Annotated in this window: 17 protein-coding genes; 8 read left to right on the top strand and 9 right to left on the bottom strand. The window is 37.3% G+C overall.

The window, feature by feature from the left end; genetic code table 11:
* Positions 1 to 3 precede the first annotated feature (3 nt).
* The 5 genes from EDD70_RS14185 to EDD70_RS14165 are packed head-to-tail and all read right to left on the bottom strand — an operon-like array spanning position 4 to position 6,875.
* Positions 4 to 3,012 (bottom strand): glycosyltransferase, encoded by a 3,009-nt coding sequence (locus EDD70_RS14185; protein ID WP_092756655.1) that lies wholly within the window; start codon positions 3,010 to 3,012, stop codon positions 4 to 6.
* A gap of 16 nt (positions 3,013 to 3,028) precedes the next feature.
* Positions 3,029 to 4,177: a glycosyltransferase gene (locus EDD70_RS14180; protein ID WP_092756657.1), complete on the bottom strand. Its 1,149-nt coding sequence runs from the start codon at positions 4,175 to 4,177 to the stop codon at positions 3,029 to 3,031.
* A 25-nt stretch (positions 4,178 to 4,202) separates the two neighbouring features.
* Positions 4,203 to 4,922 (bottom strand): ABC transporter ATP-binding protein, encoded by a 720-nt coding sequence (locus EDD70_RS14175; RefSeq protein WP_092756659.1) that lies wholly within the window; start codon positions 4,920 to 4,922, stop codon positions 4,203 to 4,205.
* Positions 4,923 to 4,935: 13 nt separating this feature from the next.
* A complete protein-coding gene (locus tag EDD70_RS14170) occupies positions 4,936 to 5,724 on the bottom strand; it encodes an ABC transporter permease (protein WP_092756661.1) in 789 nt (262 codons plus the stop codon).
* A gap of 14 nt (positions 5,725 to 5,738) precedes the next feature.
* Positions 5,739 to 6,875, bottom strand: a complete 1,137-nt coding sequence (locus EDD70_RS14165) for a glycosyltransferase family 4 protein (protein WP_092756663.1) — start codon at positions 6,873 to 6,875, stop codon at positions 5,739 to 5,741.
* 321 nt (positions 6,876 to 7,196) lie between these two features.
* Here EDD70_RS14165 and EDD70_RS14160 point away from each other — a divergent pair, with 321 nt between their 5' ends.
* The 4 genes from EDD70_RS14160 to EDD70_RS14145 all read left to right on the top strand — a co-directional run bounded on the left by EDD70_RS14160 (position 7,197) and on the right by EDD70_RS14145 (position 11,667).
* Complete coding sequence (locus EDD70_RS14160; RefSeq protein ID WP_092756665.1) at positions 7,197 to 8,591, top strand: sugar transferase; 1,395 nt, start codon at positions 7,197 to 7,199, stop codon at positions 8,589 to 8,591.
* A 375-nt stretch (positions 8,592 to 8,966) separates the two neighbouring features.
* On the top strand, positions 8,967 to 9,851 hold the full coding sequence (locus tag EDD70_RS14155; protein ID WP_092756667.1) for a hypothetical protein: 885 nt from the start codon (positions 8,967 to 8,969) through the stop codon (positions 9,849 to 9,851).
* Between the two features lie 2 nt (positions 9,852 to 9,853).
* Positions 9,854 to 10,351 carry a hypothetical protein gene (locus EDD70_RS14150; protein ID WP_092756669.1) on the top strand — a complete coding sequence of 166 codons (498 nt, stop codon included), beginning with the start codon at positions 9,854 to 9,856 and terminating at the stop codon, positions 10,349 to 10,351.
* A 212-nt stretch (positions 10,352 to 10,563) separates the two neighbouring features.
* Positions 10,564 to 11,667: a glycerol dehydrogenase gene (locus tag EDD70_RS14145; RefSeq protein WP_092756671.1), complete on the top strand. Its 1,104-nt coding sequence runs from the start codon at positions 10,564 to 10,566 to the stop codon at positions 11,665 to 11,667.
* Between the two features lie 47 nt (positions 11,668 to 11,714).
* Here EDD70_RS14145 and EDD70_RS14140 read toward each other — a convergent pair whose 3' ends face one another.
* The gene (locus EDD70_RS14140) at positions 11,715 to 12,422 is read right to left on the bottom strand and encodes a hypothetical protein (protein ID WP_092756673.1); all 708 of its coding nucleotides are present in this window, start codon (positions 12,420 to 12,422) and stop codon (positions 11,715 to 11,717) included.
* 641 nt (positions 12,423 to 13,063) lie between these two features.
* Between EDD70_RS14140 and EDD70_RS14135 the strand changes: the two genes are divergently transcribed.
* From EDD70_RS14135 to EDD70_RS14125, 3 genes are all read left to right on the top strand, one after another.
* The gene (locus EDD70_RS14135; RefSeq protein WP_123811067.1) at positions 13,064 to 13,315 is read left to right on the top strand and encodes a hypothetical protein; all 252 of its coding nucleotides are present in this window, start codon (positions 13,064 to 13,066) and stop codon (positions 13,313 to 13,315) included.
* 60 nt (positions 13,316 to 13,375) lie between these two features.
* On the top strand, positions 13,376 to 14,626 hold the full coding sequence (locus EDD70_RS14130; protein WP_092756441.1) for a dicarboxylate/amino acid:cation symporter: 1,251 nt from the start codon (positions 13,376 to 13,378) through the stop codon (positions 14,624 to 14,626).
* A gap of 190 nt (positions 14,627 to 14,816) precedes the next feature.
* Positions 14,817 to 15,290: a pyridoxamine 5'-phosphate oxidase family protein gene (locus EDD70_RS14125; protein ID WP_092756439.1), complete on the top strand. Its 474-nt coding sequence runs from the start codon at positions 14,817 to 14,819 to the stop codon at positions 15,288 to 15,290.
* 232 nt (positions 15,291 to 15,522) lie between these two features.
* Here EDD70_RS14125 and EDD70_RS14120 read toward each other — a convergent pair whose 3' ends face one another.
* The 3 genes from EDD70_RS14120 to EDD70_RS14110 form a co-directional block, all read right to left on the bottom strand.
* Positions 15,523 to 17,301: an Ig-like domain-containing protein gene (locus EDD70_RS14120; RefSeq protein ID WP_092756437.1), complete on the bottom strand. Its 1,779-nt coding sequence runs from the start codon at positions 17,299 to 17,301 to the stop codon at positions 15,523 to 15,525.
* A gap of 146 nt (positions 17,302 to 17,447) precedes the next feature.
* Complete coding sequence (locus tag EDD70_RS14115; protein ID WP_092756435.1) at positions 17,448 to 18,227, bottom strand: hypothetical protein; 780 nt, start codon at positions 18,225 to 18,227, stop codon at positions 17,448 to 17,450.
* Between the two features lie 822 nt (positions 18,228 to 19,049).
* Positions 19,050 to 19,631 carry a cytochrome P450 family protein gene (locus EDD70_RS14110; RefSeq protein ID WP_092756431.1) on the bottom strand — a complete coding sequence of 194 codons (582 nt, stop codon included), beginning with the start codon at positions 19,629 to 19,631 and terminating at the stop codon, positions 19,050 to 19,052.
* A 305-nt stretch (positions 19,632 to 19,936) separates the two neighbouring features.
* Here EDD70_RS14110 and EDD70_RS14105 point away from each other — a divergent pair, with 305 nt between their 5' ends.
* The gene (locus EDD70_RS14105) at positions 19,937 to 20,902 is read left to right on the top strand and encodes a hypothetical protein (RefSeq protein ID WP_092756429.1); all 966 of its coding nucleotides are present in this window, start codon (positions 19,937 to 19,939) and stop codon (positions 20,900 to 20,902) included.
* Positions 20,903 to 21,158 lie beyond the last annotated feature (256 nt).

Below are 21,158 nucleotides of genomic sequence, written 5' to 3'. Positions count from 1 at the left end.
ATTCTACCTATGGATATATCGAGTGAGAACTTGATATATTCTAGTTGGTAATATTCTTTGGATTACAGCTTTCAAGAGTTGTCGCATCACTATTTTAATACCATAAGTATCGATGGTTTTATCCACCATCTGATAAGGAGGCAGAACCGCAGCATGTACATCTACTATATTAGATTGGTTGGCATGCATTAAGGGATAGGTAAAATAATGCTTCATAACTTCATATTTAAAACTTTTATTATCCCGTTTATTATGCAACCAAGAGGCGTTATATAAATGTTCGGCTATACATTCACCATCGCTAAAATCAACTGTAAGTATATTAGCAGGAAATATAGCAATGTTGTGTTTAATTATTTGAAGTTTACCATTTTGATATAGCCCATAGCTCAGCAATGATTCAGTTATTCTATGGCATACTGTTAAGTGTTTTTCTACATTAAAATATTGCTCCTTCCTGTATCCCTCAAGAATAGATTGAATAATAGGTCGTTTGGGTTTAGCTCCAATAATCCCTCCATGAACATACATATATGTCTCAAAAGCAAAGAAAGCATCATAAAAAAGCATAGAATCTAAAGTTGAATAAACCATCACATCAGTGTCTAAATAAATACCACCATATTCATATAGTGCTTTAAAACGGAAATAATCTGATACATAAGCCCACTTCTTTTGTTGATATGCTTCTGCTACATAGGGAGTTTCTTGAATGTCACAATTGCTCTCGTTCCATTCAACAATTTCATAGTCTGATAATATTTTTTTCCAGCTTTCAATACAATCAAGAACCACCTTTCCTTTTTCACCTTTGCCAAACCAACAATAATGAATTTTTTTAGGAATTTTTTCTTTACTAAAAAGACGTGGATGTATACCATTTTCAATAGCCCATTCTACGTGGGGATTTCCTTCGAAGCAACAAATATTCTGTTCAATAAAGGTTAATATTTGAGCCCTATACACTGGGAAAGAAGCATACATACGAGCGGAATGGTCATAAATAGCATAATTAGCTTCTAAGGCAAATTCCGGATTGCATGTATTCAAAACTCGTTGTTGTGAATTGAGTATTTCTAAAGTTTTGGGAGACGATTTTTGGCTTTGTATAGAGCCAACTCGATTCCAACGATAGTAGTAATGAGGCTCTCTTAAGTAATAAATTCGCTCAATATAAGAAAATATAGTTGTCATAATTGCTAAATCTTCATACCATCCCAAAGGAAACTGAAAGCGCTTAAAGATATCTTGTTTAAATAGTTTAGTACAAGCAGAAACCGCTACAGGGCGAGTAGAAAGTAGTACTGCTTGTTTTCGGTCTAGAATTCCTTCCTTATCAAAAGGTGCACGCTCAACAATAGTGTGGTTTGTTTGATCATCTACCCCATAAATATCACATAGAACAATGGAGGCGTTATTTTCCACCCCTTTTTGGTACATATGTTGCATCATCTCAGGAGTTACCCAATCATCACTATCAATAAAAGAAACGTATCGACCTTTCGCATATTGAAGGCCATAGTTTCTCGCATCTCCCAAGCCACCATTTTTTTTTGAAAATCCTCTAACTTTATTGGGATACAACTTCTGATAATAATCAATAATCTTTTGAGAACTGTCAGTAGAGCCATCATTTACAACAATAATTTCCATTTCATCTATCGTTTGTGCTATTAATGAATCCAGACATTTTTCCAAGTACTTTTCAACATTATAAACAGGAACAATTATAGAAACTTTCATATTTTCCTCCACTACCCCATTATAATAGCCATTCTGATAATGCATTATGATATCTAATTCTTTTTGAATACTTTCATTATCATATTGATAATCTTTTAGCTTTTGCCGGATCTGTGCAATTTTTTGTGGATTGCGCAATAAATCAGAAAGCCCCAAGTAAATGCTCTCAGTATCATTTTCTACTATATAACCCCATCCACCTTCAAGTTGCTCCTTTATCCCGCTGATACCAGTCGCAATAACTGGAGTACCTATAATCAGGGACTCAAAAATGGTGTTTGGAATACCCTCATAATAAGAAAACAATGCAAACAAATCAGCTTGCTTTATATATGCAAATGGATTATCAGTGTGTCCTATCCAAAACACACATGACTCCAACTTTAAATCGGAAGCGTATCTCTTTAACATTTTCTCGTCAGGTCCATCACCAATAATTAACCATTCAAAGGCAAATCCCTCATCTAACAATCGTTTTGCTACATTAAGAGTACGTTTAATACCCTTCTGTATATCTTCCAACCTAGCCACTGTTACTAATCGATTAATCTTTCCTCCTTTTTTACTATCTAATTTAGGAATAGGTTGATTAGCTAGCATTTTAATGCGATTTATATCCATTAAATTATAGCAAACAGCACATTTATTCTGGAGATCTGGAAAAAGGGACAAAAAACCTCTTCTTGCCGCAAAAGATACAAAGACTATTTGATTAAATTGTTGATATCTGATGTAATCATCCTTTGAAATTAATTTTGTGGCAGCATTTGTGTTTTTCCATGTAATGTAATCAATATGAATCCATTGTATTTTTCGATTGCATTTTGATTCTGCAATTAGGTCTCTAAAACAAGAGTTTTCAAAAGGAACACAAACAATATCATACATACCAATCAAGGATAATACTTCTTGCTTGCATTTAGCAGTAGAAATCAAATTGGAAGAAGTTTTGTTATGATCATATAATTTAGAGTAAATTGACGTTATGAATTTTTTTAGTCTCTTTTTGATAGTGAAAGTGGGATTTGAGAATATTTGTTGGAACTTTAAAAATAGTAACTGAATCTCATTTTTGCTTTCAAAATCTTTTACATGAAAAAATTGAATTTCAGGGAATTTTTTTTTTAAGAGTTCGGATGGGGACGATGCCGATGCAATAGAAATTTGATACTTTCTTGTAGATAAAAGATATTCTATTTGATTATAAGTGGCAATATGTGCACCACCCATATAATTCAAATCATCAATAAAATAAAGAAGTTTTTTCATATATACCACCTTAAAATTAATTCCTTTTGAAAACAAAATTTTCAAATTCTAGTAAAACTGCCTGCTTAGTTGTAAACCCCTGAACATTACTATGTATTTTGCTCTTAAATTCTGAGTGCATTAAGAATACCTTTATCTTTTTTGAAATATCCTCGACGGAAAAATTACACAGGACTCCTGTTCGCCCATTCTCCAATTGTTCCACAGCACCAGAGGTTTTTGTTGCTATTACGGGAATGCCTAGTATTTTTGCTTCCGTTATTACAATTGACCAAGATTCGAAATCTGAAAGTACGCAAACGGCATCACTATGCACCATATATTTATATGGATTGGATTGAGCTCCTAAAAACAAAAATCTATTTTCAAGCTTATATGTTTTTATAAGATTATCTATCCTGTGTTTTAGAAAGGGATTGGCAGCGCATCCAATATTTAACCAAATAAAATCTATACCCTGCTCTTTCAGAAGTTTCATCGCTTCAATTTGACGAATATGATTTTTCTCAGGTCTTACATTTGCAACGGTAAGTAAAACAGGAATATTGGGTTCTATTTTAAAATTCAAAGATTCTCTAGACTTTTCTATTATTTTTAAATCATCACACATATTATGAATTACGTGAGATCGATTATATAGAAACGGATATTTATTAATTGCACTCTTTTTTGACAAATTAGATACAAAAATGTATCCTTTAAAATGTTTATCCCATCCAAACAATATTTTATCATCTACAAATTGCGCTTTATCAATATCGGTATGTATCCATACAGCTTTATAATCAGCGTTTACTTTCGTAGCAACAAATTCCGGAGACATCCATTCTCCATATGAAAAAGCATAATCATAATGTTCTTTATTCACAAAGTTATAGGCATTTTTTCTATAAAGCTGTCTTTTGGTTAGTTTACGATATATTTTAGTTATTGCTTTTTTTAGATAAGCAGTATTCCCCTCATTTTGCGCAGCATTGCATACATTTATCCACTTGGGAAGTTGAGGTATTAGAGAAACTGCAGATTTTATTTCAATTTGGTCAAATATTAGAAAATCAACTTCATAGCAATCGGGCGAAAGCGATTTAAATAAATTTAATAGTGCTATCTCTGCTCCACCTTTATAGAATTGAGTAATTACAAACAATAACTTCAATTTTTCCATATTATCTCCTCAATTACCATTATGTTTATATTCTTGAATATGCTTCACACACTGTTTTAGAATCTCCTAACATTTTTATTTGACCTTTTTCTAACCAAAGTGCTTTATTGCATAATTTTTGTACCTGATCTATTGAATGGGAGACAAAAAGAACAGTAGCACCTTTATCTATGATTTCTTTTGTTCTTGCAAAACTTTTTTCTTGAAATTTATAATCTCCTACTGCCAATACTTCATCTAAAATTAGAATATCGGGTTGGTTCATTGTTGCAATGGCAAATCCAAGACGAGCGGTCATCCCTGAAGAATAGTTTTTTATTGGTATATCTATAAAGTTTTCTAATTCTGCAAATTTAATTATGCTATCGAACCTTTTTTCCATATAATCATGTGAATACCCTAGAATTGCACCATTCAAAAAGATATTTTCCCTAGCAGATAGATCAGCATCAAAACCAGCCCCCAGTTCAATAAGAGGAGCAATATTTCCATATATTGCTATAGAGCCTTTAGTTGGCTTTAAAACTCCAGCTATTAATTTTAACAGTGTACTCTTTCCGGAACCATTTAGCCCAACAATTCCCAATGCATCTCCTTTATCTAAATGAAAAGATATATTTTGCAATGCCCAAAATTGCTGAAAATGTAAATTACCTTTGAATAAACGAACAACATATTCTTTTATATTATCCACACGTTCTGTGCTCATATTAAATAGCATAGAAATATTGTCGACCCTAATCATAACATTACGCTCCCTAAATATATAAGACAAAATTATCTTGTTTTTTATAAAATACTATTACACCAACAATAAATGTAATAAGGGAAATAACAATGCAATAAAAATTTGTTCTCATGCCAGGAACTATACCATAAAGAATTAAATCTCTAAAGTATCCTACATAATGGTACATCGGATTTAACTTCATAAGTGTTAATACTGTAGGAGGCAAAATTTCAACAGGATAGAATATTGGAGTGAGATAAGTCCAAGCTAAAATAAATACTCCATAAAAATGGCAAATGTCCCTAAAATAAACTGCAAAAGCACCCAAAAAAAGTCCCAAACCTGTGGAAAAAATAAAAGTATAGACAATAGGAATGGGTAGCAGGAGTAGTGTTGGATAAAAAGGTGCATTAGTAATAATCATTACAAAAACCATAGCTATAAAAGAAAAACCCAAATTAACCAAACCCGATACTGTCTTAGATAACGGGAATAGATATTTGGGAATATAAACTTTTTTTATAAGCGATGCATTACCAATAATAGCATACATTGCATTACTGGTAGATTCTGAGTTAAAAGAAAAAATTAACGAGCCGCTCAAATAATATATGGGGAAATTGGGTATGTTTTGTTTAAAAATAGTAGAAAAAACTATTGTGATAACTACCATCATTAATAAAGGATTTAGAACTGTCCATAACAGCCCCAATACTGATTTTCTGTAACGAACTTTAATGTCTCTAATTACTAATTCTTTTAATAATGTACTGTATTTTAAAAAAACTTTTATATTTTCTTCAATTCTTTTAACCAAGTCTTTTTCCACCTTTAAATTAATAGATCCATAAATTTGCGTAAATTCTTCAAGCTACTATCGTAAGAATATTTTTTATTCACAAATTCTCGTGCAGCCTTAGAAATTTCTATACAATTATCAGTCTTTAGAATTGATTTTAAAGACTGAGCAATGCCTTCTGGTGACGAATCTTCTAATTTCCAACCAGTTTTTTCATCTATTATTACATCTTCAATTCCACCTACTATTGAAGATAATGAAGGAGTTCCACAACACATACTTTCAATTAAAGAATTAGGCAGACCTTCATAGTTTGTTGGATTCAGAAGTAATCTCCATTCGTTAAAATAAATTGGTAAGTTTTGATTTTCAATCCAACCAAGTAAATCTATTCGATCCGACTCACCAAGTACTTTTATTAATTCTTGACATTCATTAAACAATGGACCATTACCAGCTATTTGTAAGCGCATCTCAGGAAAATCATCTTTTAATAAATGAAAAGCACAAATCGATTCAAGTACTTTTTTACTCGGTACTAATCTACAACACATTCCAATTATCATTTTTCTTTCGATATAGGGTTTCATTTCTTTAAAACGTGTTGTATCTACAAACAAATGGATTTCATTCATTTGTTTCTTATCAAAATCAATATTCCAATGTCTGGCCACTCCCCTTGATTCGACACAAATATAGTCTGAATTAAGAGCTATAAATTTCATTAACGCCGCTTTTAAGTAATTAAATAAATTTTTGTGATCTGATTTATAGCGACTGTTTCCATATAAAAATCCTATTATAGGAAGTCTCTTCAGCTTACAATATAGAAACGGAATAATCATAGGTCCTGAAAGCCAAAACATGATATAACTATTATCACTTAAACTTTTTTTTACAATTTTTGGAATTTGAATTTGCATAATAATATAATTCAATATTGTTTTCAAAATATTATTGGAATTGAAATTGAGATTAATATTTTTGAGTTTAATTTTATCTGAATGTAATTCTTTAATTTCTTCTGGCGGATAATTTGAAGTAATAAACGTAACTTTGTCGAATACATAACTACATAGTTGAACCATTTTTTTATTTACAGATACAGGAGAACGATTATGCCCAGGTACGAAACTAGATATTATAATAATTTCCTTCAGTTTTTGCACCTCCTTACACTTTAATCCATTCTAATCTAAAAATATTATGCAATACAATTCGCACTATTATTTCGTTGGAGTTTTGTTTATAATTCAACAATTCTTTTCCATTATATAGAATATATAATGATATTGCAACAAAATGTCTGAAATAAAAGAATCATCACACTCAAAGTTTTTTATATTTGTTACCCTATTGTGAAGCAATGCTAAATCTCGTAAGATATCTTAATAACGGACTCTTTGTTTGACATTCTTTGCAGTATTATATAAAATGATAGAATCATCAATTGTCTAAAATAGGAAGTTAAATATTTAGGAGCAACTGACATGAATAGTAAAAAACAATATAAGCGCCTCATTATGCTCTTCACTTCTTTTACAATACTTGCCATTATTACAGCGCTTTGGGGTTTTATTTGGTATACATACTACGATGACGCTATATGGTTTCCCTTCTTTCGCAAGGGCAACTGGCTTGTTATTGCTGTTTATTCGCTGTTATCTTTTACGTTTACCAATATCTACGGCGGCTATAAAATCGGATTTCTCAAACGCGGGGATGTTATTTACTCATCTATATTATCGGCACTTTTCGTTAACGGTGTAACCTATCTTCAAATTAGTTTGATGGGAAGGCATTTCTTATCGGTATTTCCGATGATTATCCTCACAGTTGCCGATATTGTGTGCATTTTGATTTGGGCCGTCTCAGCGCACAATTTGTATCAAAAACTCTATCCCCCGCATAAAATGCTTGTAATTTTCGGCAAAGGCTCGGCTGAAAGTCTGATAAATAAAATGAACACGCGTACAGATAAGTATGAAATAGCCGAAATGGTTAACATTGAAGATGGTATTGATAATGTGTTTGAACGCATAGTCGATTACGATTCGGTCATTATCTGCGATGTCAAAGCAGAAGCGCGCAACCGCATTTTGAAGTACTGTTTTGATAATTCTATCCGTACGTATTTGACCCCTAAAATTTCGGATACCATTGTACGGGGAGCTACGGAGAATCATTTGTTTGACACTCCCCTCCTGCTCTGCCGTAATTTGGGATTGACTTTTGAGCAGCAACTTATAAAACGGCTCTTTGATTTGCTTTTCGCATCCATCGCCCTTCTTTTGTGTTTCCCGTTTATGGTTTTAACTGCAATTGCAATCAAACTGTATGACCGTGGACCTGTTTTTTATAAACAGCTGCGCTTTACAAAAGACGGTAGAGTTTTTCCGTTATACAAATTTCGTAGCATGATTGTTGATGCTGAAAATCAAAGCGGTGCCTGCCTGGCTAGTAAAAACGATGTAAGAATTACCCCGATTGGGCGCTTTATCCGCAAACTTCGTATTGATGAGCTGCCGCAGTTTATCAACATTTTAAAAGGTGATATGTCTGTGGTAGGGCCACGCCCCGAACGGCCTGAAATCGCGCAGCAATACGAAGAAACAATCCCTGAGTTTCGCTTCCGGTTAAAGGTGCAAGCAGGGCTTACCGGTTATGCCCAAGTATTGGGCAAATATAATACTACACCATACGACAAATTAAAGCTAGACCTGATGTACATTGAGCGTTATTCTATTCTGCTAGATATCAAGTTGATTTTGATGACAATTAAGATTCTGTTTATGCCGAGCAGCACGGAAGGCGTGGATGAAGTTCCAAGTGATGAATGTAAACAAGGTGAGTTGGATGTTCAGGAAAGCCTTATAGAAAAATAAGGCAGAGTCCACTTTATTGATTTTAGACAAAGCTCTTTTTACGTTCAGACTAATATTGATTGTTTGCCATTAATAACACCTGTGTATAGTTGGTTTTACTAAACTATACACAGGTGTTATTAATTATGTCTCACCATATCTTACGAATATATCATCAAGCTAAACTTATACCCACATTTGATGCAATTAATTTGCACAATATAATCAGCTTTTTTTATGCAAAAGAATGAATTTTTATATTTATTTGTAAATATTGTAATAATTCCCATAATTCATTGGTTCCCTATATGAAAGACATTTAAGGGGGAGATTCCAATGGGTTATTAAATTTAAAAGGAACTGATTCAAAGGCCAAAATAAGAAAGGATGAAAAATATGTTGAAAAAAGTTATCAGTTTGGTTTTGGTATTTGCAATGGTGTTTACGTTTTCCGTTCCTGCCAGCGCTGCTGGGTTCACTGGCAGTAGAGATACAGGTACTTTAATAGAAATGAAAGATGATTCGGGCGGTGTTGTACGAGTAGATTATGAAACAAAAGCAAATGGCGATCAAGTATTTACACAGTATTTAAACAATGTAATGACAGACCGCAATGTAATTAAAGCTGTAACCCCTGATATCGTCTATAAAACCGTATATAATGAAACTGCCTCTTCTTCTGCTTTGAATGCGCCCAAAGCAAAAGAGACACAGCTAAACATAAAAGATTATATCTCGGTGCAAAATAATCCTTCACGAGCCTTTTCGGCTTATTCCGGCAGTACCACTTTAGGAACCATCAACTACAGAACTCTTGTTTATGAAGGTACATTAAGATATGGTTTAAGAGTATCTTATACCGAAAACACATCCGGTCCTACTACCTACACGATTAAATCTTTTGCAGGCAAATTGGTTGATCTCATATCAATTGTTGTAGGTGCTATTAATCTTCCCAAAGCTCTTACTGCTACTTTTTTAAAACGCTTACTGGTAAGTGCAGGTATTACAGTAGCAGGCGGCTTTTTATCAAATGCGCTTTCCACTACAGTGGCTTGCGATAAAACCACATACAACATGAAACTTGTTGATACCACATACTCGGGGCACACCAAAACCGTTTACGGGTATAAATATTATGTTACCGACACTGACTACTACACGGGTGAAACATATTATGAAGGATATGTACCCCAAGATTGGGGAACCCAGGCTTTAGGCGTATGGTTACATAATGAGATGTTCGCATATTCTACTTTTGATATTGTAAGCTGGAGCTAATTTTGAACTGGTTAAAAAACGTATTAATCAGAAAGAAATATTTGATTCTTATACTGGTACTTGCTATTCTTGGCTATGCATTGTGGGGGGCTGCAATGTACCCCTACAACAGTTCTCAAAAAGAACAGAGCGTCAAACAATATCTAACCAAAAAGTACGAATTGCAGCCACAACCCTATAAAATCATACACTCAATAGACGAAAGCCACTCATCTATCTATTTAACACAGATGAACCAACAAACTTATATAACTGTTTTAAAAAAACATTTTATCTTCCCACGATACAAAGTATTAAAATCTTATCAGGCTGGTTTAAATGATGAGGTTATTGGAGTAAATGATGGATGGAACAGCTATGCTTTGAAATATAACGTTAATACCATTTCTATTCATGATAAGATACTTTCTGTCTACGATTCTTTATTTCAAGGTATAGCGTTGTTTGCTGCAAGCTGCTTATTGGTGGTTGTATTTAAAGCAAGCAAAGCAGGTACGTAGATATTTGCATCAGCCCATGAACCCCCCGCCTAAAATTAGGCGGGGGGTTTTATGTGCACTTTCCACCAGAATGCGCAACTAGATATATATGAGATACATGCTATGCAAAAACAATATATCAAGCCTCGCCATTTTTCTCTCTGTTAGATTGACAATAATTTATCAAGGCTGTACAATAAAACAGATCTTTCAAACCAAAGGAGAAAAATAAAATGGCAAGAATTAAACTTATGCGTGCACCGCTTAAATATGTACAGGGAGAAAACGCTCTCTACCAGTTTTATGCTGAAACAAAGGATTTGGGCAAACGCTTTTTGTTCATCTGCTCGAACAGCGGACACAAAAGCTGCCATGCAAAAATTGAAAAGAGCTTTGAAAATACAGATTGCAGCCGTATCTACGAGGTGTTCGGCGGCGTCAGCTCAGTAGGCGAAATTGAAAAGATGCGCAGCATCGTAAAACAAAACAACATCGAAGTGGTTGTCGGCGTAGGTGGCGGTTCTGCCATCGATACCGCAAAAGCAACCGCTTTTTACGAGCATGTCCCCGTTGTGATTGTACCCACCGTATGCGCCACCGATGCCCCCTGCACCGGTCTATCGGTTATTTACAACGACGATGGCACATTTAACAGCTACCTGTTCTACCCCAGAAACCCCGAGGCAGTTATTGTAGACAGCAAAGTGATTGCAAATGCCCCTGCTAAATTTTTGGTTGCAGGTATGGGCGACGCATTGGCTACCTATTTTGAGGCGCGCGCTTGTGTAAGAACCGATGCACCGAGCCTCGAAAACGGCGGCGTTTCGCGCTCTGCAACCGCGTTGTGCAAGCTTTGCTACGAAACTCTGCTGGAATACGGTGCTCAGGCAAAAATTGCGTGCGAGCAAAAGCTGCTCACCCCTGCTTTGGAGGCAGTTATTGAGGCAAACACCTATTTGAGCGGTGTTGGTGCAGATAACGGCGGACTGGCTGTGGCACACTCGGTGTACAACGGCTTTACCGCCCTGCAGGAGTGCGATGCCACGATGCATGGAAGCATTGTTGCGTTCGGCACGATTACCCAGTTGATTTTAGAGGCAGCACCGAAGCACGAGATCAACGAAGTGATGGATTTCTGCCATTCGGTTGGTCTGCCCCTCACGCTCAAAGAGCTTGGCGTTACCGACAACTCCAGAGTGATGATAGCCGCAGAAAAAGCCTGCGCCTCAGGCGAAACCATCCACAACATGGTGGGCGATGTAACACCTGAACAGCTTTACAGCGCTTTGCTCACCGCAGATATGCTCGGCAAAGAATACTTAAAACAACACAACTAGTTGATATAAAAGAGGGAGCGACTTAAAAGTCACTCCCCTTTTTGCGTTTATTCGGGCTTTTGCAGTGTGGATTCGAGCGAAAATGTTACGCCTTCTTCCCTTGCGTTTTCGTTTTTTGTGCGGCGGGGTTTTTTATTTGTTTCTACAATGGCTTTGAACCTGTACGGCTTGCCGTCTTGCGTGGTTACTTTTACTTTGCCGCTGGCTACCGCATTTTCTACCGCACGTTTGAGCGCTTTATTATCTCCGCCAAACTTTTCATCCACCAGCATCTTGCGCTTTAAGATGTATTTCGCGCCATCAATACAGTATTGTTCGAATTCGCTTTGTGTCATGCCCGACGCCTTTCGCATCTCATCGAACGGCTCTTGTAACTTTTTGCGGTAAGCAATCTCGCTATCGTTCTGCATGGCAATCGCCTGCTCGTAAGACTCTTCAAATTCGGCAAAGGAGTTATCACAATACGCCTCATCCTGCGCAGAAAGTTGAATGTCGTATTCATCAAATAATTGATAGAGCACCCTTTGCGTTACCAAAGCATTGAGTGTATCTGCTTTATTGGTGTATTTGGTCATACCCATATGGTCTTTGAAATAAACAGTCATATTGTTTATTTCCTCTACCTGCTGGGGGGTTATGGCGTATTCGCCGACAAGAACAGTGGGGATTTCGTCTTTGTTTGCTGATACCAACTGTAAACTCAATGCGGATAAAAACAGAATGCAGATGAGAACAAATGCCGTTTTCTTCTTCATGCCATCGATCTCCTTTATAATGATATCAACTTTATAAAAGCGAGCATCTACCTATTTATATTATACCACAATTAGATTATTATTCCATATTCTGGTTGTATTCCTGTTAGGGGTACGGCGCATTGTTTTTTGTACGGTTGCGCATAAAACAAAAACCCCGCCATACAACACGTACAGCGGGGTTTAATCGTTCCTCGACGGAGTAAGCAAGATGGAGGGGTGACGGAACTACTTGGAGTGTGGTTTGGTTGGGAGTTGTAGCCCCCCCATCGCTTATCCGCGAGGCAACAAAAAAGTGCTGTATGGAGTTTACCCATACAACACCAGTAATCAAGTGCAAATTTGCAAATACGCTTTACAAAACGGGTTTGTTCGACGTATAATAGATATGCAAACGTGCGGCTTTTATGCCGTTGTGTATGGAGCTCTCATCTCCGTATACAGGGTGCAGGGTGTTCGTACCACCCTGTGCCTGCTTTGCACTTTATGTGCCTCTGAAACCATTATATGGCGAATGATGGAAAAAAGCAAGCTTAATTACAATTTTTTGTGGATATTTGTAAAACACAGTAAGCAAACAGCACTTTGAACCACGCCCTGTTAAATAGACAGGGCGCAGTTTACAATGGTGGTTGCTTTTTTTGTTGTGGAATTGCAGTGGTGCAAACGTTTTTTGTACGTGGCACGGCTACCGCAGCGGTTGCATCCCGTGCGTAAAAGCAGATTATCGATATTGTGAAATTTGGCAGGCGTTGTGCAGTACCACACCACCGCTTGCCAAATTATTTTTGCGTGTGCGGTTTTATCAATTATCCGCAGTGCAAGGACGTAAAACCACACTGCGTCCTGCTAGAAAGAACAGTGTGGGTATTGTTTTAAAATATGATTTATGATACATTGTTATAAAGCGACCATTATTTCTAAATTATTACATTTGGCAAAGGAGTAATATTATGAAAAGCAACACTGTGGAACAAAGCGAAAAGAAGAAATTTCGACTGGGATTAGTGTCGAAACTCTTAATCGGTATCCTGTTGGGTATTCTCATCGGCAGCTTTTTACCGGAGGGACTTATCCGCGTAGTTATCACGTTTTCTACGTTGTTCAGCTCGTTTTTGAAATTTGTAATTCCACTAATGATTTTAGCTTTTGTTACAATGGGCATTGCAGACTTAAGCCAAGGTGCAGGCAAGCTGTTGGGCATCACCGCAAGCATCTCGTATGCCTCTACTTTACTATCGGGCAGTATCGCCTTTTTTGTAGCGATTAATCTATTCCCCAAATTCATCAGTGCCGACGTAATCAACTCGATTGGCGACCCCGAGGCGGGAATGCTTGCACCCTATTTTTCGGTGCCGATTGCACCCATTATGGAGGTAACCGCCGCAGTGGTTCTTGCATTCTTGCTGGGGCTTTGCATCAGCTCTATGCGAGGCAAAGAGATTGGCGACACGACATACAACTTCATGAATGAGTTCTCGAAGATTATCAACAGAGTGCTCAACACCGCTATTATCCCGTTGCTGCCGTTTTACATCATGGGCACATTCGCAAATATGACCGTAAGCGGACAAACCTTTACCATTTTGTCTGTTCTTTGGAAGGTATTCTTAGTCGTTATCTCTTTGCATCTGCTCTACTTGCTGTTTTTGTTCGTTGTATCGGGCACTACCTGCAAAAAGAATGTAATCCAAATGCTGAAAAATCAAGTTCCCGGCTACTTGGCAGCCATCGGCACACAATCCTCGGCAGCGTCTATCCCTGTTAACCTTACCTGTGCAGAAAACAATGGCGTTAGCAAAGAGATTCGCAACTTTGTCATTCCTTTGTGCGCCAACATCCATATGGCAGGCAGTATGATTACCATTACCTGCTGTGTCACCAGTGTTTTGTTGATGAGCAATATGCCGATCAATCTTGGCATTATTGTGCCGTTTATTATGACACTTGGCATCGCTATGGTTGCTTCTCCCGGCGCACCCGGCGGTTCGATTATGTCGGCATTGCCGTTCCTGCCGATGGTTGGTATCGGCTCAGACAGCGCACTTGCAAGCCTGCTGATTGCACTTTACATCACACAAGATAGTTTTGGCACAGCATGCAATGTTTCGGGCGATAACGCCATTGCAGTAATCATCGATACCATTTATAACAAGTACATTAAAAAGTCTGAACCTGCTAAAAACGCTGAAGCTGTAAAATAGCCTCTGTCAAACGCATATTTAATATCAGACGTATAGCATTTAATTGATTAGCAAGCTATCTTTTATTGTTAAAGATAGCTTGCTAATGTTATTTTCACCTAAAAAGATTTGCTTTACCTCCGTATTGTAAATGATGTATAATTGTATCCAACTATATACCAACCAGATAGATAATGAACGGAGAAAAAATATGCAGCATAGAATGAAAACCCACCAGTTGACCCAAGAACAGATAGACAATTTGCTATCCCAAACACAAACAGGTTGCCTTGCAACACTAAACGCCAATGGATCACCTTATGTTACACCCATTCATTTTCTGTATCATGATAATGCAATTTATATTCACGGATTGCCAAAAGGGCAAAAGATTGATAACATCAAAGCAAACCCCAACGTGAGTATGACCGTATATGAAATGGATGGTTTGTTGCTTGACCCAGATGGCAAGCCCTGCGATACCAACACGAAATATCAAAGTGTTATTATGATGGGAACGGCGGTTTTGCTTGAAGATTTAGAGCAAAAAAAGAGAGTTCTTCATGGAATTGTTGAAAAATACACGCCGCAACTTGCCGACAAGCCCTTGCCTGAAAATATGGTAAAGGGCACTGCTGTTATCAAAATAGACATCGTTGAAATTACCGGAAAATACTATGATTGAGTATAAATCATACAAGCAATAAAGCTATCAGTCATGGTGCTTCTTCTAATATAGATAATAATCAGTACTTAACCTATTCTTCTTTCTACCATAGATTGTAAAGTAGGCTCCCCTCTGTCTCTTTAACAGCCCAATCTGCGAGATAAAGCATGGTAGGCTAATCAAAGTTTACTTTTTAATATAAACAGCCCCGCCGTACAACAACGTACAGCGGGGCTTTTGATTTGACGTATTATTTTTTTGGTGCAGGTTTGGCTGCTGTTTTTTTGACGGGTTTGGGCACAGGTTTGGGTACAATTACCGCGCCTTTTATGGCTGTTGGACTGATGATATAGTCCGCACCCTCTGTAATGGTAAATGCCATGACACCGCTTGCATTCACATTTACATTGGCTTGCACCAGTTCCAAGCGCGCTTTAGCAGCATTGTATTGGTAAACGAACATTTTTTTGTTGGCGTATTTATCAATATCAACGGTGATTTTTGTTTTACCCGCCAGTTTGCCTTGGTGAGCAAAGTGCAAAACAGTGGTATCGTTTTTGCCTGTCAGCTTGCTGATTTGCGCATGATTGGGCGTCACCGTGCTGATGGTGGTGTCAAACCAAACCACCTCGGGCATGGTGTTTTCGATGCTCGTGCCGTAAAAATCCCAGTTATACCAGTCACATTTCAGCGTCACTGATTTTTGTTTATGTGCCATCAATTCACTTAAAAAAGCCGTATTCAGTTTATCATCGGCGTTGATGGTAACGTTGATGCCGTACTTCGATTTTGTCAGGCTGTTGTTGATATCCCAGACTGTACCGGTTTGAGGCTGCACATAGTTTCCCCCGTCACTTGAGCCTCCGCCCGAACCACCGGAACCGCCGGATGAACCGCGTCTTCTACTGGAACCACCTCCGCCGGATCCACCACCGTTTGAGGGTTTGCTCGCATTTGGGTCTTCTTCTAGCGAATCGATTGTATCTCTTAGCGCCCACTCAGCATCAATAACTTGCTCAGAGTCTGCTTTTTCGTTATCAAATACGACTTGTGCAGTTTTGATTGCTTCGTTTAGTTTCTTAAGGCTTTCTTGCGTATACTTGCCGCAAGCAGTTTTTTCGCGTGCAATTTTTAAAAGATTATTTAATCCATATTTGCCCGGATATCCTGTTGGTCGCACCGGTTCTAATTTTTTAACATCTGCTGTAAGAGATTTATAAGTATCTTGAACTTGTTCCAGCCATTGATTATAAACAAGCATTTTAGATTCATCATCATTTTCATCGTCATATTCGGGTTCTGTTTTTGTTAGTTTTTCTAATTCTAATTGATACTTATTTATTTCCCCTGCTAAACGGTCTCTGCTTTCTTGGGTAAACATCGCTATTTCTATCAGATTGGGTAAATGCTTAACCCAGTGTTCAATGTCATCCAAATCTGCATACTCTGGGCTAGTAAAATACCAAACTTTATCAGGCATATCTTCTGCTATTTTTGATAAAGTACGATTTACAGTAATATAGTCTCGCGAAGTGGGATTTTTAGTATCCAAAACGGCTTCCGCTTTTAAAATCTCTTTTATCAGATGCTCTTTATACTCTGTTCTTAGTGGAATACATTTTAATGAGGTGTAAGCGTTATCTAAGGAATTGATTAAATCGTCCCTAAAGGAATGTCCAAGGTCATCACAAACAGTTATTTTAATTTTGGCTGTAAGATGCTCAGGGTTAATAATACCTTGCTCCATTACCAAATTACCCGTTAGTAAATAATCTTCCGGAATACTATTATCATAATTAGAGGTATCCCACGCAACACCAAGCTGTTTTTGGCTGTTATCACTTAGCGTAACAGCGACTTCTTTTGGCAGGTTCAATCCGTTTGCGTTTATGTAATTTTTCACGCTTTGCGATGGCATATCAGCCACTTTAATAATTTTTCTGTCGGCTTGCTGAGCTTCTTCTATCGTCAGTGATACCACATCACTCTTAATTGTTGCTTTTTGCAAATATTTAAGGTCTGTAACCACACAGCGCAACTGCTCACCATTATGTTCTGAAGTCGTATTTTTTATATCATAAAAATTTTGAGTTGCACCCTCAATATTTTTCCATTCACCGCATTCATCAAGCTTTTGCCATTGATATGAATGTTTGTCTGAAGCTCGATGACCTTTTACTTGATCTTGAAAATGGCATCTTCTCCTCGTGTTACGGTTTGGGAAACAGGCTGCTCCACAATGGTTACTATATTTCGAAATTCCACCTTAACTATAACCGCTCTATCCGGCATTTCAAACTGAAATCTTTTTGTATCGTTAGGTACTCCTTTTGTAATTTCCCCAACTTGGTAGCGCCTAATACTACCGCTTATCGAGTGAACCATAACATACATATACTTATTATTCTCAGTTGTAAAATCCGTGATATTTATTGTCACTTCTTCGCCTTGTTTTTTTATTTTGTCGACATGTACAGTTGCTTCTCCGCCAATCACCTGTGTGGTTATGGGATAAGTGTTTGCGGGAACAGCTGCTAAGCTTTGATTTTCGGCTTCGACGGTTTTCGCCTCGGCTAATTCGGGTACAGGCTGTGCAGGAGCTTTTTCTATGTTCTCCCCGCCTTCTGCTTCGGCAGAGGGTGCAGGGTTTTCTTTGTTTTCCTCTTCTGCGGTTTGGGCAGAAGGTGTTGCAGGTTCTGGTTGGGGCTCTGCATCCGTTAAATCAGCCATTAGCAGTGCAGGCTCGGAGTTTACGTTCTCTGCATCCGCTAAATCTGCCGTTGGCAATGTAGACTCAGGGTTTGTGTTCTCTCCTTCGGTCAATTCGGTGATGGGCAGTATAGGTAGTGTTTCTGCCTTATCCCCATCCGCAATTGCAAAGACAGGCGTAGCTGTTTGTGCAGCAAGCACCAGTGCAAGAAAAACATTGACAAAGCGCAGATAGAATTTTTTCATGTCCTGATTCCCTTCGATGTAAAATGTTTTCAGTTAAAAAATAGCTTGGATACGAATTTTTCGCAAGAAATTTGTATATCATAAACACAAAGTGTTTTGATATCATTGGCGATGTGCGGTTTTGCCGATAGGCAAACTTCGCACCGCATGTCAGAATAATTATAATAACCGCACGTAACGCAGCAGTTATCTATTTTAATAAAAAGCTTTCATCTTTTGTACTCTGCGGTTATTATATCACAAATTGGTAATCTATGCTTATAAATTTTTGTAATAATTACAAATTTATCTATTTTTGTGCAACACTTTACTTTGTATGGAAAACCTGCCGTTACAACCAAAAACCCCACCGTACAACAACGTACAGCGGGGCTTAATCGTTCCTCGACGGAGTAAGCAAGATGGGGGGTGACGGAAATATTCTGCTTGGAGGGGCAGGCTATTAACCCCCATCGCTTATCCGCGAGGCAACAAAAAAGTGCTGCATGGAGTTTACCCATACAACACCAGAATTCAAGTGCAATTTGCATATTACGCTTTACAAAACGGGTTCGTTCGGCGTATAATAGATATGCAAAGTGCGGCTTTTATGCCGTTGTTTATGGAGCTACTACTCCGTATACAGGGTACAGGGTGTTGCCGCACCTTGTACCTGCTTTGCACTAATTGTGCCTCTAAATACTATTATATGGCTAATGTTGGAAAAAAGCAAGCCTCTAGTTCGATTTTAGGCAAGTTCTATAAAACGCACAAAGCAACCCCCGTTCTTTTTGAATTGGGGTTGCTTTTTTGTTATATTGCAATGACTGAGCCTGCCGCACTTTAATGAGTGCAAACGGTATTTATGTACTCGGCTCGGGCGCCGCAGTAGTTGCATTCCCACGCGTAAAAATACACATCATCTTTGTTATCCCGTTCGGCAGGCGTTCTGTTGCACGACCGTTTACCAATGTATTTGCCGGCATACAACTTCATCGGTTTGCCGCAGTGCGTGGTGCTGCCGTCATTGCCGCCGCTGCCCAGCCCAAACAGATTCTCGTTTTGCAAAAGAAGTTCATCGATTGATTTTTGAATGGCGTCTTCTTCCTCCATTTTGATGTTGAAATAGCGCGTAAATTCAATCGAACTGTTGTTTTTGAAAGTCTCGTTGCTGGATGCAATTTGCTTATCAATTTGCGACATCATTTCAGTTATATTTTTATCGATTTCCTCCTGCTCGGCGATGTACCTCTGTTTAAAGCTTGAGAAACCGGGTGCATCCCCTGTTTTAACATTGTCGATGCTGGACTGCAGCTGCTCTAATTCGCGCTGCAAATCGGCAACGGTATTGGCGATGGCAAATGCAGGGACGATTAGAGTTGCCAGAATGACAGAACTTAGTAACAGGCAGAAAAACTTCTTCATACTCTACACTCCTACATCAATACTAATATATAATATGGTAACATAAAATCCTTTATTTGTAAAGATTTCAAATATTATGCTACTTTTAAGTATTGGTTGTCTAAAATGCAGACGCCATATTGTAACTAAAAAGTATCAGATGAACCAAACTTGCATTGTTATATATTTACATATTTTACAATTTTCGATTTATATGATACGCTATATACTTAAATTAAAAAGAAACCCGAGTTCAGCTTTCTTCTTTACTCGGGTTTCTTTTTTAGTATGCCTATGCATATTCCTAATAAGGAGAAGGGGTTAAAATGAAAAAAGTGGCATATCTACTGCTTTTCTTTTTCTCTATCTGCTTTATAAGCGGATGCAATAATGCTTTGAGTGAACAAGATTTAGAACAATTATCGAAAGAAATTACACAAAATTATACTTTGCCATATATGGCATCGGGTGGTGTTGGGTTAAGCTTACACAACAACGATGGTATCATTGAAGAGACTATGTCATTTGAGCTGAAACCAGGAGAAAGATTTGAAAAGATAATTTCACTTGGGAATATGATTGACAATGATAGAAAGTACAAACTAATGCTGTTTATCGACTATAAGCAGACTGCTTTTATTGTGAATGAAAGCACGGTTACAGAATATGATTTTAGTGCAAAGAGTAACGAGAATGTTTTAATTCCATTTAAAATCGAAAATTTACAGCAAGGATTTCATGATGTGTTTTTTGTCATTGCAAAATACCCTGACATTCACTCTTTAGATTGTGAATACAGAAAAAGTACGGACATGAATCACTTGTTATTTCTTAGATTTAATATTTTAGTAGGTAATTCAAAAGTACCCGATGTAACTTATACACAGTTGGAGAATTCAAATGAAGCTGTGTTTGATGGAATTTTAATCAGCAATAAGCAAGATCTTTTGAAAAGGTGGTTAACTGAAAACAAACATGGTGATGATGATTTGAAATTCTTTATCCATGCAGGAAACCAATCGTATGGTAAAAAACAGAATTTTGCAGTGATAACACTTTTAAATTGGAAACAAGTTGAATTTAACAATAACCAAGATGTTATATTTTTCTCTTTAGAAAATGGCACTCAGACATCCATCCCTGCAATCGTATCACTTCCTCATCAAGAGGGTGTTTACGACTTAGTAACCATATTAGTCCATAATCCATATGTACCATTAAACATATATAATAGAATGATTGAAACTGGTATAAGAGTTGGTGTTGATGTTCAGAACTCTACCGAAGTTTGAGGCTCTTCGGTGGCGTTCTTTGACGGATACCAAAAAAGCACTGCGCTTTTCAGTCAGCGGTGTCAATTAATATTTAGTGGGGTTTATAATTATCTCTTGTGTTGAGATTTTTTCTAAACCACAGCAAGTATGATGTAATATCTTTTGTGTGGTACGTTTCACTGTGAGAAATACAACATTTATCTATAAAACAGCGATAATACGTTTGTATTACCTCTTGGTGAATTGTAATATCTCTTAAACGCTTTGCTTTAAG

It is taken from the genome of Hydrogenoanaerobacterium saccharovorans (genome assembly GCF_003814745.1).
Classification (GTDB): domain Bacteria; phylum Bacillota; class Clostridia; order Oscillospirales; family Ruminococcaceae; genus Hydrogenoanaerobacterium; species Hydrogenoanaerobacterium saccharovorans.
This window is presented reverse-complemented; position numbering and strand designations above follow the sequence as displayed.